This is a genomic window from Enterobacter sp. WCHEn090032 (assembly GCF_003986875.1).
Classification (GTDB): Bacteria; Pseudomonadota; Gammaproteobacteria; order Enterobacterales; family Enterobacteriaceae; genus Enterobacter; species Enterobacter sichuanensis.
The window spans coordinates 139,057-153,497 of the sequence record NZ_RXRN01000007.1 but is presented as its reverse complement, the minus strand read 5'-3'; the positions used below and the strand labels follow the sequence as shown (position 1 = coordinate 153,497).

At 61.1% G+C, this 14,441-nt stretch carries 5 protein-coding genes; 2 read left to right on the top strand and 3 right to left on the bottom strand.

The genetic code is table 11. The features are described from left to right. Positions 1 to 32: 32 nt before the first annotated feature. Positions 33 to 590 (top strand): YceI family protein, encoded by a 558-nt coding sequence (locus EKN83_RS08165; RefSeq protein ID WP_126800654.1) that lies wholly within the window; start codon positions 33 to 35, stop codon positions 588 to 590. Here the strand turns inward: EKN83_RS08165 and EKN83_RS08160 are convergent. From EKN83_RS08160 to EKN83_RS08150, 3 genes are read right to left on the bottom strand one after another with little or no spacing between them, the layout of a single operon-like run. Further along, positions 582 to 1,373, bottom strand: coding sequence for an anti-sigma factor family protein (locus tag EKN83_RS08160; protein ID WP_126800653.1), 792 nt, complete (start codon positions 1,371 to 1,373; stop codon positions 582 to 584). The two genes, EKN83_RS08165 and EKN83_RS08160, sit on opposite strands and share 9 nt — an antisense overlap. Then, the gene (locus EKN83_RS08155; protein WP_126800652.1) at positions 1,370 to 1,900 is read right to left on the bottom strand and encodes an RNA polymerase sigma factor; all 531 of its coding nucleotides are present in this window, start codon (positions 1,898 to 1,900) and stop codon (positions 1,370 to 1,372) included. The genes EKN83_RS08160 and EKN83_RS08155 overlap by 4 nt, the downstream gene beginning before the upstream one ends. A 7-nt stretch (positions 1,901 to 1,907) precedes the next feature. Beyond that, positions 1,908 to 2,435 carry a tetratricopeptide repeat protein gene (locus EKN83_RS08150; RefSeq protein ID WP_126800651.1) on the bottom strand — a complete coding sequence of 176 codons (528 nt, stop codon included), beginning with the start codon at positions 2,433 to 2,435 and terminating at the stop codon, positions 1,908 to 1,910. Between the two features lie 765 nt (positions 2,436 to 3,200). On the opposite strand from EKN83_RS08150, the gene EKN83_RS08145 reads away from it, so the two are divergent. Continuing rightward, positions 3,201 to 14,360: a BapA/Bap/LapF family large adhesin gene (locus EKN83_RS08145; protein WP_126800650.1), complete on the top strand. Its 11,160-nt coding sequence runs from the start codon at positions 3,201 to 3,203 to the stop codon at positions 14,358 to 14,360. Positions 14,361 to 14,441 lie beyond the last annotated feature (81 nt).

The window sequence follows — 14,441 nt, the reverse complement described above, 5'->3', positions numbered from 1 at the left end:
TTTACTCCCAGCCCCCTGACTGAGATCCTGAGATGCTACGACGCCTGGTGATATTGCTGATTCTGGTTTGTCCGTGGGCGTTGGCTGCCCCGACAAGCTACCTTATCGATACCGAAAACACCGCCATTCGACTTTCGTGGCATGCCTTCGGCGGTATACTTTCCTGGGCGACATTCAGCGGCGTGACGGGTGCCGTGACGCTCAATCCGGATAACGACCTCGACGACCATATCCACGTCACCATACCCGTGGCTACCCTGGTGGCCTCAAACAAGCTGCTCACCTGGCAGCTGAAAAGCGATATGTTTTTTGATGCAGAGCACTACCCGACTATCGAGTTCATCAGCTCCCGGGTGGTCGCCCGGGGCGCCGGGCGGTTCAGGGTGTTCGGCACGCTGACCGTACGCAACCTCGCCCGCCCGGTGATCCTGGAGGCGATAGTGAAAGACCCGCATGCGCTGGCCCTCACGCTGGATGCCACCACCGCGATATCTCGCGCGTCCTACGGGATGGATAAATTTGCGCTGGTCGTTGACGATCGGATTGCCATCACCATTGCGATACAGACGAACACGGTGCCGTCATCTTGAGATCGCGCGCTGCAGCTGTTCCGCGTTTTCCCGCAGGTGAGACGACGGGTTGCGGCCAATCAGGACAAACTGGTAGCCCGCATCCTGCCACCACGCCAGGTTCATACTGTGCCGCTGCTCCTGACGCAGAGAGGCCGTTGTCTTCTCATCGACAGGAGAGATACAGAGCGCCATCGGGCCGTAGTCGGCGTTGATCCACGCAACCTGCGCGATCGAGGTGGTTTCATAGCGCAGCATCCGCACCATTTTCAGCTCTGCTCCCTGCAGGGTAAGCTGCGCCATCTGCAGTTTTATACCGATATCCTGCGCGGCCCGTTCCAGCCCGCGCTGCAGGACCGGCGCTGCGCTGTCCATATCCAGCAGGGTCTCCACGCTGTACAGGGACATATATTGTGCTTCGAGGTCGCGGATATGGGCGTTCTCATCGTCAGGGGCGGAAGCAGGACGCAGCAGATACCCCAGCCCGGAACCCACCAGCAAAAAACTGACCGAGGCGGCAATCAGCGCCCGCCTGCTGACGCCGGGCGGCGTGGTGGCCTGCGGGTCGGGAAGTGCCGCCAGACGCGCCTCCATCTGTGCCAAAGGCGCGTCGTCCAGCAGAGAGGCAAACGCCCCGGCGTAATCCTGGCTGCTTTTCATCAGCTCGGCGGTCCGCCCGGAGAGGCGTTCGTCACGCTTCAGCTGTTCTTCAAACTGCTGCGCGTCGGCGCGACACATCTCGCCATCTATCCATGCCACGATAGCTTCGTCGTTATAGGGCGGTGTAAAACGGTGCGAGTTCAAGAGCGTTTCTCCTTTACCGGAGGCAATACATCGGCGGACCTGGCAAGCGTTGCCCGTGCCGTGGCCAGCCGGCTCATCACGGTACCGACTGGCACCGCCAGGGTGTCCGCCGCCTCCTGGTAGGTAAAGCCTTCGACATAAACCAAAAAAACCGTGTTGCGCTGGGCTTCAGGCAGCGCGTTAACGCGCTGCATCACCTTCAGGTAATGCAGGTGCGTCTCAGCCTGCTCACGCGTGTCCGGTGCCAGAAGCTCGTCGCTGGCGACAAACCCCTGCCCCTGACGGACATGCCGCGCCCGAAGCTCGGAGATCCAGATGGAGTGCAGGATCGCGAACAGCCACCTGTCGATGCGTGTACCCGGCGTATACTGGCTGCTTCTTTCAAGCGCGCGCACGCAGGTGGACTGAACCAGCTCTTCGGCGATATCCCGGTTTCGCGACAACACCAGCCCATAGCGCCAGAGGCGCGGCAGGTGTGCGGCGAGCTGTTGACGAACCTCACGGCTAGCGATGGGTTTTCCCTCCACGAGAAAATCAGGATTCCGGATGTCCGTTAATGGCCGCCTGCAGGTCACGGTACTCCTCGCAGGAGTGGCCACAAATACCGGCAATCACCTTCAGTTGTTCTTTCGCGAGGTCAGGCCGTCCTTTCACCATCCACGCTTCACCGAGGTATTCCCGGGCTTTGGCATAATCCGGGGCGATAGCCAGCGCACGCTGGTAGTAACCAATCCCTTCATCCGTGCGGCCAAGCTTACGGGTGGCATACCCGCGATAGTTCCACGCTTCTGCCGTGTTGCCGTTTTTCAGGGAATCCAGCAGGTTCAGCGCCGCCTGGTACTCTCCTTTTTTCGCGAGATGGTACGCATAGTGGGTTTTGTCCTGGTCGCTGAGGCTGCTGCTCTTGTCCGGCACGCATTTCTGGGTTGAGCTGTCATACACCTGTCCGGACGGACAGTCAGGCGTTTTACTCTCGGTACTATTATCGCCCATGGCCAGCGCCAGCGGAGACAGCAGGGAAAAAATCAGCAGCGGGACAAGACGAAACGAGGTGGTGTTCATATTTAGCTCCTGAGTCAGAAGAGAGTGACGTCAGTAAACGCCCGACTGATGATTTTTATTCATTTTCCGGTTCATTTTTTTACTGTCTTAACATCAGGCTGACGTTATCGCCGCAGTGAAAATGAATCAGGTTATATTCATTTTTGTCTTCTTAATGTTATTCGTTTCGCGTGATAGCAGAAATTCAAGCGGGCATAAGAATATATTTCATTTTTTAAGTGATATAATATATCTTATATCAAAGATGTTACCCTAACTTAAATGCACATTAAGCATGATTAAATAGTACCGTTTTTAATTATTTTCACCCCGCCTCCCTACCAATTATCACACTACATCAAAAAAGAATTTAACAGCGTCTGACATTCAATAAAAAACCTTTAAAAACATAAAGATAGATATGTTGCTTTATAAACACCATGAATACATTAATACACCTTTGATTTTTACCTCGTTATTTCCCAACACTTAAGTTGCAGATTCAGAGTTTTCTGGCTATATCATTTTTATATCCTCGAAAACCAATTCCTCTATTAATTACAGGGTTTTATACGACGAAAAACACGAATTAAAACTGATCGCTTTCATATGTCATTAGATTCGCTCTGATGTTGCCACTCTGAATCCTGGCGGGCATCGTGCGCCCTAAAAATAACGGTGAGTGCTGCTTTATAACAGCCACTCCGCCGGGAGCGCGCTTTACCCTTCACGCAGATGGCTCATCTCGCTCGCCGTTCACGACAACGCTGCTGGAGTCAAAAATAAATGAGCCAAATCTCTGTTATATCGAAACTTACCGGTGTGGAAACCACCACGGAAGGCACTCAGGTAACCCTGAACCATTCCTCTATCGTTGAGCTTAAGGTTGAGCGAGCTAATGTCGCCGATTTCGCCCGCAGCGGTAACGATCTGGTGATCACGCTCCACTCCGGCGAGGTGATTACCCTTAAAAATTTCTACGTCACCGATGCGCAGGGGGCGAGCCAGCTGGTTCTGCAGGACAGTGAAGGGGTGCTGTGGTGGGTCCAGGATCCCGCCGGTGCGGCCACCTATGAATCCATTGCCTCTACTGATGTCCTGCTTGCGGCGTCAGGCAGTGATGCCGGTGGTGCCGCCATCTGGCCATGGGTACTGGGTGGCATTGTCGCCGCGGGCGGCATCGCGGCGGCGGCAAGCACCGGAGGCGGTGGTGGTGGAGGTGACGATGACAACAACTCGAACCCCGGCACGCCGACAAACCCTTCCGATCCGGATACCACGCCGCCGAATGCCCCAACCGGCCTTCAGTTCTCTGCGGACGGTAAAACCGTCACCGGTAGCGCCGAACCTGGCAGCACCATCACGCTGAAAGACGCCAACGGCAACGTGATCGGCACCGGCAAAACCGGCAGCGATGGTAAATTCACCGTCGACCTGGGAACACCGCTGACCAACGGCGAACAGATCACCGCCACCGCAACGGATCCGTCGGGAAATACCAGCCCGGGCACGACGGTAACCGCCCCGGACACCACCGCGCCGGATGCCCCGGATATCCTGATCGTGAACGACGATGCGGGCGCCACGGCTGGCCCGCTGGAAAACGGCCAGCGAACTGATGATGCCCGCCCGACCTTCAGCGGCATCGGCGAGCCCGGCAGCACCATCACCCTTTACGATAATGGCAAGCAGATTGGCACCACCAAAGTAGATGCCAAAGGGAGCTGGAGCTTTACCCCCACCAGCGATCTCGCCAACGGCAGCCACACCATCACCACCACCGCCACCGATGCGGCAGGCAATACCAGCCCGGCATCCGGTGCCGTGAACTTTATCGTGGATACGGTCGCGCCAGGCGCGCCTGTTATCACCAGCGCAACGGACGATGTTGATCCGGTGACCGGATCAATCAGTAACGGCGGCAGCACCAACGATCGGCGACCACAACTCAGCGGCACCGCAGAAGCGGGCTCCACGGTGACCATTTATGATGGCTCTGTCGCCATTGGCACGGCGGTAACCGGCAGCAATGGCATCTGGACCTTCACTCCGCCGGTGGATCTCAGCGAAAGCACGCATCAGCTTACCGCCCGGGCAACGGACGCCGCCGGTAACACCGGTCCGGCGTCCCCGGTCTACACCATTACTGTCGATCTCACCGCGCCTGGCACCCCGACTGCGATTGTGCTGAACGATGATACGGGTCTCATTAAAGGGGCGATTACCTCGGGCCTGTTTACCGATGCCTCTCAACCGATTCTGGCAGGGCGAGGCGAGCCCGGCGGGACCATCTCCCTCTACGATAATGGCGTACTGGTGGGCACAATTAAGGTCCAGCCTGACGGCACCTGGAGCATCAAGCCAGACAGCCCGCTTGCAGAGGGGGCCCACTCGATCACCGTACAGGTCACCGACGCGGCCGGTAACACCAGCGCAATGTCGCAGCCGATCAATTTCATTGTGGATACCACTCCGCCAGCCATGCCTGTCATTGCCCTTAACCCTGAGGGCACGCAGATCACCGGCACCGCCGAGCCTAACAGCACCATTGTGATCACCAACAGCGACGGCGTTGAGATCGGCCGCACGAAGACAGACGGTAACGGTAATTTCGTTGCCACGCTGACGCCTGCGCAAACCAACGGCCAGGAGATCTCTGTCGTGGCCTCCGACGCCGCAGGTAACCAGAGCCCGGCCGCCACCGTCACCGCCACAGACACCACCCCGCCTCAGGCACCTGGCAACCTGCAGGTCTCGGAGGACGGGCAAAGCGTCAGCGGCACGGCGGAAGCTGGCAGTACCGTCACCATTAAAGGGCCGGACGGCACGGTTATCGGCACAACCACCGCCAATGATGATGGCACCTTCAGCACGCCGATCAGCCCGGCCCAGACTAACGGTGAGGTGCTGACCGTCATCGCGACCGACGGCGCCGGCAATGCCAGCCTGCCGAATACGGCCACGGCACCCGATAACACCGCTCCTCTGGCACCGGACAACGTGGTGGTTTCCGGCGATGGCACCACCGTTACCGGGACCGCAGAAGCGGGCAGCACCGTAACCATTCGCCAGGGGGATGTCATTGTCGGCCAGGCCGTTACCGACGACCAGGGCAACTTTAGCGTGACGCTGAATCCGCCAAAAGCCAACGGTGAAGCCCTGACCGCAGATGCAACCGACCCTGCCGGTAATACCGGGCCAACCACGCCGGCTCTCGCGCCGGACATTACCCCGGCGCAAACCCCGGTGATTGTCTCGGTTGTCGATGACGTCCCGGGCACCACGGGCACCATCGCTCAGGGCGGGCTGACCAACGATGCAACGCCAACCATCAGCGGCACCGGCGAGGCGGGCACGCGGATCTATATCTACAGCGGCAGCGATCAAATCGGCACATTTATCATTCCGGATTCCGGTCAGTGGAGCTTTACACCAAGCGTACATCTGCATGAAGGCGGCCATGTGCTGAGTGCGAAAGCCATCGACGCGGCAGGCAACGTCAGTGGGACGTCAAATACCTGGAGTATCACGGTCGACAGCGTCGCCCCTGGCACGCCGGTCATCACGCAGGTGGTGGACAATGTTGAAGGCCGCACCGGTGCGCTTGACGTGGGTGAAACCACCAACGACCCGACCCCGACGCTCAACGGCACCGCCGAACCAGGCGCGACGGTCACCATTCGTCTGGACGGTAACAGCATTGGCACGGCGGTCGCCGACAGCAACGGCGCATGGAGCTTTACCCCCGCCACCCCGATTAACAATGGCTCACATACCTTAACCGTCGTCGCGACCGATGCGGCAGGTAACAGCAGTTCACCTTCCGGCGGCTTTACCTTTACCGTCGATATCACGCCGCCGCCTGCGGCGACCATCGCCACCGTGACCGATAGCGTGGGCGACGTGCAGGGCCCGCTCAGCAGTGGCGATACCACGGATGACACCCTGCCGCAGCTGCAGGGCAGCGCGCCAGCGGGTACCATCATCACCGTCTATGACGGCGATACCCTGCTCGGTACCGCTGACCTCGACGGCAACGGCGGCTGGAGCTTTACACCAACGACTCCGCTCACCGATGGCCCGCATTCGATCACCGTCCATGCCACGGATGTCGCCGGAAACACCACCGTCTCCGATCCGTTCGACCTGGTGGTGGACACCGTCGCCCCTGCCACGCCGGACACCCCGGCCGTCACCGTTAATCCGGATGACACAACGCCAACGCCGCTGAACCCGGGAGAAGTGACCCGCGATACCACCCCAACGCTGAGCGGCACCGGAGAGGCGGGTGATACCGTCGCTATCTATATCGGCGGCGTCAAAGTTGATGAGGTCCCGGTAGGCAGCGACGGCAACTGGAGCTGGACGCCGACGACCCCGCTGGATAACGGCACCTATGACATCACCCTCACCGTCACCAACAAGGATGGCGCGGGCAATGAAAGCGCCCCGTCCCAGCCGGTGACCATCACCATTGATACCGACGCACCGGCCACGCCTGATGCCCCTACCGTGACCGACAGCGTGAGCCAGATAACCGGCCCGGTTGCCGATGGCGAAACCACGAACGATCCGCGTCCGGTACTCAGCGGCACCGGTACGGCAAACGACGTGATTATTATTTATGACAGCATTAATAATCAGCCTGCCACCGAAGTGGGTCGCGTCACCGTAGACAGCAATGGCAACTGGAGCTGGCGTCCTGAGAGCGATATTGACGAGGGAAGCCACCAGTTTACCGCCACGGCGACAGATGAGGCGGGCAACGTTTCGGCCACCTCACCCGGCATTACGATTACCGTTGATACCGTGGCACCGGACGTTCCGGTCATTGGTGCCGTCGGCGGCGGAGCAAATGGCAGTACGATCACGGACGCCACGCCTACCGTTGGCGGAACCGGCGTCAACGGCGAGACGGTGATCGTCTATAACAACGGCGCCGAGGTGGGACGTGTTGACGTAACCAATGGCGAATGGTCCTTCACCCTGCCGGCCCAGACCGACGGTCCGCTGAACATCACCGTGGCGGGCGTTGACGCGGCGGGTAACGTCAGCGCCACCAGCCCGGTCTTTACCGTCACGCTGGATACCGTTGCGCCTGAAATACCGCAGATTAACGCGATCTCAGACAGCCAGTTCGCAAACGGCACGCTTTACACCCGCGACAGCACGCCAACCCTCACCGGTACAGGCGAACCGAACAGTACGGTGATCGTCTCCGTGGACGGCGTACCATCACCTGTAACGGTGACGGTACAGCCGGATGGCAGCTGGAGCTGGACCGCGGGCAGTACGCTGTCGGATACCCCCCACACCTTTACCGTCTCTGCGGTTGACCCGGCGGGTAACGCCTCCGGCAGTTCTGCACCGCTTAGCGTAACGGTGGATACCGTCGCGCCGGCAGACCCGATCAATATCAACGTGGCCGCGCAGGGCACGCCACTGACGGGTACGGCGGAAGAAGGTGCCACCATCACCGTAAAAGACGGTAATGTGGTGATTGGTACCGGTGTCGCCGCCGCTGACGGCAGCTTCTCCATCGCACTCAGCCCGGCCCAGCAGGACGGTAAAACGCTGACCGTGATCGCCACCGATGAGGCAGGCAATGGCAGCCCCGGCGCGAGCTATACCGTTACCGGTACGTTGCCAGGTCTGCCGGATGTACCGATCATCACCGACATCACTGACAATATCGGGGACGTAACGGGCAACGTACTGGGTAAAACCTCGGACGATACCGCCCCGGTCATCAGCGGAACGGCCCCTGCCGGCAGTCTCGTCACGCTCTACCTGGACGGCAGTTTGATCCCGCTGACCACAATTTTGGTGGGGTCAGGCGGCACATGGAGCTATCAGCTGCTCGTACCGCTGAGCGCTGGCGATCACTTCTTTGAAGCGACTACCACGGCCAACTTAATCACCAGTGGCCGTTCCCCGGCCGCCACGGTGACCATCGACCTCACCGCCCCAGACACCCCAACCATAGGCGCGGTGATTGATGATGTCGCGCCGGGCACCGGCCCATTGACCAACGGCCAGGCCACCAACGACAACCAGCCTACCCTTACCGGCACCGGCGCGGTGGGCGATACCATTTCCGTCTACAGCAACGGCGTGCTGCTGGGGACCACGCAGGTTGGCAGCACGGGCACCTGGAGTTACACGACGCCTGTGCTGGCGGAGGGTAATAACGTCCTGACCATCCGCGAGACCGATCCGGCCGGAAACCAGAGCGGAGATTCGACGGGCTTTACCATCGTGGTTGATACCCTCTCCACCACACCGGTGATCACCAGCGTCACCGATAATGTCGGCAACGCCCCCACCACCGTGGTCAGCGGCGATCCGACTAACGACGCGACGCCAACGATTACCGGTACGGCAGATGCGAACAGCGTCGTGACGATCTTCGATGGCGGCACGCAGATTGCCGTGGTCACCGCGGATGGCACCGGCGCATGGTCGTTTACCCCTGAAACCGCCCTCGGTGAAGGGCTGCACAGCTTTACCGCTATCGCCACCGATCCGCAGGGTAACGTCAGCCAGGTCTCCAACACCTGGGGCGTGGTGGTTGACCTGACGGCTCCCGGGGTTCCTGTGCTGGATACCGTCAGCGACAACGCGGCGGGCGGGATTGTCGGGAATCTCACGACCGGCCAGGTCACCAATGACGCTACGCCAACCCTCACCGGGAGAGGTACCGCGGGCAGCACCATCCACATTCTGAACAACGGCGTGGAAATTGGCACCGCCCCGGTAGACAGCAACGGCAACTGGAGCTTTACCCCTAACCCGGCGCTGGGGGATGGCAGCTATAACATCCGCATCAACGCCAGCGATGCCGCCGGTAACGTCTCCGCTAACTCGCCAGTCTTCGTCTTCACGGTCGATACTACGGGCCCTTCCGCGCCGGGGATCACCAGCGTGATTGACGATGTCGGCCCGGTCACCGGTACGCTCACGTCGGGCAACAGCACCAACGACGCGCGTCCAACCTTCAACGGCACGGGCGAAGTCGGTTCCACGGTGCATATCATTGTGGACGGAAGCGAAATTGGCACCGCGGTGGTCAACGCTCAGGGGAACTGGACCTTTACTCCGGGCACCGCGCTCGGCGAGGGGGCACACGCCATCACCTTCAACGCCACCGACGCCGCAGGCAACACGGGCGCCACCACGGCACCGTTTAACCTGACGGTGGACACTGTCGCGCCGTCAGCACCGGTGATCTCCACCGCGGCGGACAATGCCGGCAGCGTGCAGGCCCCGCTCACCTCCGGCCAGAGCACCGATGACACCACGCCAACGCTGACGGGCACGGCGGCGGCCAATGCCACCATTACGATTTACGAGAATGGTCAGCCGGTCGGCACCGCCACGGCGAACGGCAGCGGCGCATGGAGCTTTACGCCGTCCACACCGCTGGCGAATGGCAGCCACACCTGGACCGCCACGGCCACCGATGCGGCGGGCAACGTCAGCCCGGCCTCCTCTGGCTTCACCCTGGTGGTGGATACTACCCCGCCAAACGCGCCGGTTATCAGCCAGGCGATTGACGATGTAGGCAGTATCACCGGCGCACTCAGCTCCGGGCAGACCACCGACGACACCGTGCCGCGCCTTGTCGGAACCAGCGAGCCGTTTGCCACCGTCAATATCTATGAAGGTGCAACGCTTGTGGGAACCGGCACCGCGGATGCCAGCGGAAGCTGGAGTATTCTGCTTAACACCACCCTGGCGACGGGCGCGCACAGCTTCACGGCCCGCGCGACGGATGCGGCAGGCAACACCAGCGTTCCGTCAGCGACCTTCAGCCTGACTATCGACACCACACCGCCTGCGCAGCCTTCGCTGAGCAGCATTGTGGATGACGTCGGTAATGCCGCCACGCCGATCGCCAACGGCGGATTAACCAACGACGCGCAGCCGACCCTGACCGGTACGGCGGAAGCGGGCGCGACGGTGAAAATCTTCGATAACGGCGTGCAGATTGGCAGCGTGACCGCCACCGGCGGGGCGTGGAGCTTTACGCCAACCACACCGCTCGCGAACGGCCAGCACAGCCTGACCTTCACCGCCACGGATGCGGCCGGCAACGCCAGCACCCCCACCACCGGGTATGTGATCAACGTAGATGCCACCGCGCCAGCGGCGCCGGTCATCAGCTCGGTTGTGGATGATGTGGGCAGCATCACCGGACCGATAACCGGCGGCAACCCAACCAACGACGCGCGTCCAACGCTGAACGGTACCGCGGAAGCCAATGCCACCGTGCGCATCTACGACGGTGCTACCCTGGTTGGCACGGTCACCGCTGATGCCAACGGCAACTGGACGCTGCCGCAAACCACCACGCTGGCGGAAGGCTCGCATACCTTTACCGCCACCGCCACGGATGCGGCGGGCAACACCAGCGTGGCCTCGGCCCCTACCACCATTACGGTGGATCTGACCGCGCCTGGCGCACCGGGCAGCCTTGCGGTCATCACCAACGGGACGCACGTGACCGGTACCGCCGAAGCGGGCAGTACCGTCACCATCACCAGCAGCACCGGCACGGTGCTCGGTACCGCAACGGCGGACGGCAGCGGCAACTTTAACGCGACCATCTCCCCGGCACAGACCGACGGTGAATCCCTGCTGGTCTACGCCACCGACAAGGCCGGTAACGCCAGCCTCAGCGCCTCGGTCACCGCGCCTGTTACGCCGATCCCGAACGCACCGGTTATCGCCAGCATCAACGATAACGTGGGCACCGTGACCGGCAATCTGACCAACGGCAAAACCACTGATGACACCACGCCAACCCTGAGCGGGACGGCCCTGGCGGGCTCCACCGTCACGCTGTATAACAACGGCGTGTCAATGGGCACCGTGGTGGCCGACGGTTCGGGCAACTGGAGCTTCACCACTCCGGCGTTAGGTGAAGGCGCTCACGCCTTTACCGCCACCGCGAGTAACAGCGCCGGTACCAGCCCGGTCTCCGGCGCGACCACCGTGATCGTCGATCTCACCGCCCCAACGGCGCCAACGGGCACCTTCAACGCCGACGGCAGCGTGTTGACCGGCAACGCGGAGGCCGGCAGCACCGTCACCATCCGTCTTGCTGACGGCACCACGGTGACCACCACCGCGGGAAGCAACGGGACCTACAGCTACACCTTCCTCAACAAGCAGACGGAAGGCCAGACGCTGCAGATCACCGCCACCGATGCCGCGGGGAATACCTCGCAGCCGGGTTCAGCCCTCGCGCCGGTGGTGCCGCTCTCCGCCAGCAATAACGTCGAAGAGCTGGATCTCAGCACCACCGCCACCGTCACCAACAGCCAGTACAGCGATTACGGCTTCCTGCTGGTGGGTGCGGTGGGCAATGTCCTGACGCTGCTGGGGAATGACACCGCTCAGGTGGACTTCACGGTAGGCAGCGGCGGCAGTGCCGACATCGTGGTGAATGCCAACGCCACCGGCGCCGTGCTCTCTCTGCTCAACACCCTTGAGCTGGTGGTGCAGCGTTTCGATACCGTCAATGGCACCTGGACCACGGTGGTCGATACCGGCCAGCCGCAGTTCGCCGACCTGCTGACACTGGGGGCCACCGGCGTATCGCTGAACCTCACCGGGCTGGCGAACGGTGACTATCGCGTGCTGAGCTATAACACCAACCTGCTGGCCACCGGCTCGTACACCAGCCTCGACGTGGCGGTGAAAGAGACCAGCGCGGGCACCGTCACCGGCGACACCAGCCTGAACGGCAACGTGATCCTCGATACCGACCCCACCGCGGGGAGCGACAACGCCCCGGCAGGCACGACGGTCTCCGCCGTCACCAACGCGCTGGGGGTCACCACCAGCGTGAACGCTGACGGCACGGTCGTACAGGGGCAGTACGGTACGCTGACCATTAACCGCGACGGCAGCTACACCTACAACCTCACCGACACCAGCGCCGCGGTGATAGGCCGCACGGAGAGCTTCACCTACACCATTACCCATAACGGCATCAGCGCGTCGGCAAACCTCGTGCTGTCGCTCGGCGCGGGCAGCGTAACGAACGGCATTGTCGCCGTTGACGATACGGCTTCCCTCACCTTCGACACCAGCGTACACGCCATCGACAACGGTACCTCGTCGCAAAGCGGCTTTACCCTGGTGGGGATCAATCTCGGCAACACGCTCGGGCTGAACCTGCTGGACGACATGACCAACCCGATCATCTACAACGTGGAGGAAGGCACCACCCGCACCATGACCATCCAGGCCTCCGTCGGCGGCGTGGCGCTGGCGTCGGTGTTCGATCTGTACGTCTATAAGTTCAACAACGCCACCCAGACCTTCGAGCAGGTTCGCGTTGAGTCGGGCTGGCTGCGCGCCCCGCTGCTGGGCGGCACGTCACCACAGCTGACGCTGAACCTGCCTGCCGGGGAGTATCTGTTCCTGCTCAATACCGCGGCGGGGATCACCGCGCTGACGGGCTATACGCTGAGCGTTCTGCAGGATCATGTCTACAGCGTGGCGAGTATCAGCGAGACAACCACGGGCGACGTGCTGACCAATGACCCGGTTCCGGCAGGAACGGTGGTCTCGGAAGTGAACGGCGTGGCGGTCAACAGCAGTGGCACCACCACCATTCAGGGGGAATACGGCACGCTGACCATCGATTCGTCCGGCCAGTACACCTATACCCTGAAGAGCGGCATGGGCGCGGACCATATCAGCACCCCGGATACGTTTGTCTACACCATCACTGCGCCAGACGGGTCGAAGGATACGGCGACGCTTAACATCACTCCAACCGCGCGGGCGATGGATGCGGTTAACGACGTCAGTGCCGCAATGGACGTGACCTCGGTACACCACACGTCGACCTACTCCGATACCACCGTGGGCAGCGCCCAGTGGACGACGGCGCTGTTCTCGTCCACCCAGGGCAGCGGAAGCGGCACCTTTGTGGTGGATCCAAACACCGCGCTGCATAACGCGTCGCTGCACTTTAGCGTCTCCTCGCTGCTGGCGCTGGGCGGTCTGACGGTGAACTGGGCAATCAGCGACGCCAACGGGGTGATCCGTAACGGCTCCTTCAGCGGCGGTTCGCTGCTCGGCGGCAGTATCGACGTTCCGCTGACCGGGCTGGACCTGAGCGCCGGGACCTATACGCTGAGCTATACCGGCAGCGTACCGGGGCTGAGCGTGGGCACCATCACCATTACCCCGAGCGTCAACGGCACCACCTACTCGCTGACCCAGTTCGATTCAACCAGTGGCCATACGGTTGACGGCAACATCTTCGACGGCACGGATTCCGCCGGGGCGATGGATCAGCTGCACTCGGTGGACACCCGCGTAAGCATTACCGGGTACAACGGCGTGACCACCACGCTGGATCCGTATACCGGCAGCACCACGGTGAACGTGGTGGGCCATTACGGCACGCTGGCGATTGGCGCGGACGGCCACTACACCTACACCCTCAATACCGGGGTGTCGCTCTCATCCATCACCTCGAAGGAGACCTTCAACTACACCCTGACCGATGCCAACGGGAAAACGGACAGCGCCACGCTGACCATCAATATGGCGCCGCAGTTCATCAGCTCTGAACATAACGACGTCATAACCGGTACGGCCTACGGCGATACGCTGATTTACCAGGTGCTGAACAGCACCGCAGGCAACGCCACGGCGGGGAACAGCACCGGCGATCACTGGACCAACTTCTCGCTGGCGCAGGGGGATAAAATCGACATCGGCGATCTGCTGGTGGGCTGGAACGGTAGTGCCTCAACGCTCGGTAATTATCTCCATGTTACTAATAGTAATGGCAATACCGTGATCTCCATCGACCGCGATGGGACAGGAACCACCTACGCTAATAGTGCACTCGTTACGCTTGATGGCGTTCAGACCACCTACGACGAGTTAGTCAACCAGCACCACATCGTTACCTGATAGCACCTGTAGTACCTGACCCGGGCGCACAGCGCCCGGGCATAAACAATAAAGCTGTACTTATTTTATTAGGGACATGAC

Coding starts and splice junctions, on each gene's coding strand:
- EKN83_RS08165 (WP_126800654.1), top strand. CDS start 33: ATGCTACGACGCCTGGTGATATTGCTGATTCTGGTTTGTCCGTGGGCG.
- EKN83_RS08150 (WP_126800651.1), bottom strand. CDS start 2,435: ATGAACACCACCTCGTTTCGTCTTGTCCCGCTGCTGATTTTTTCCCTG.
- EKN83_RS08145 (WP_126800650.1), top strand. CDS start 3,201: ATGAGCCAAATCTCTGTTATATCGAAACTTACCGGTGTGGAAACCACC.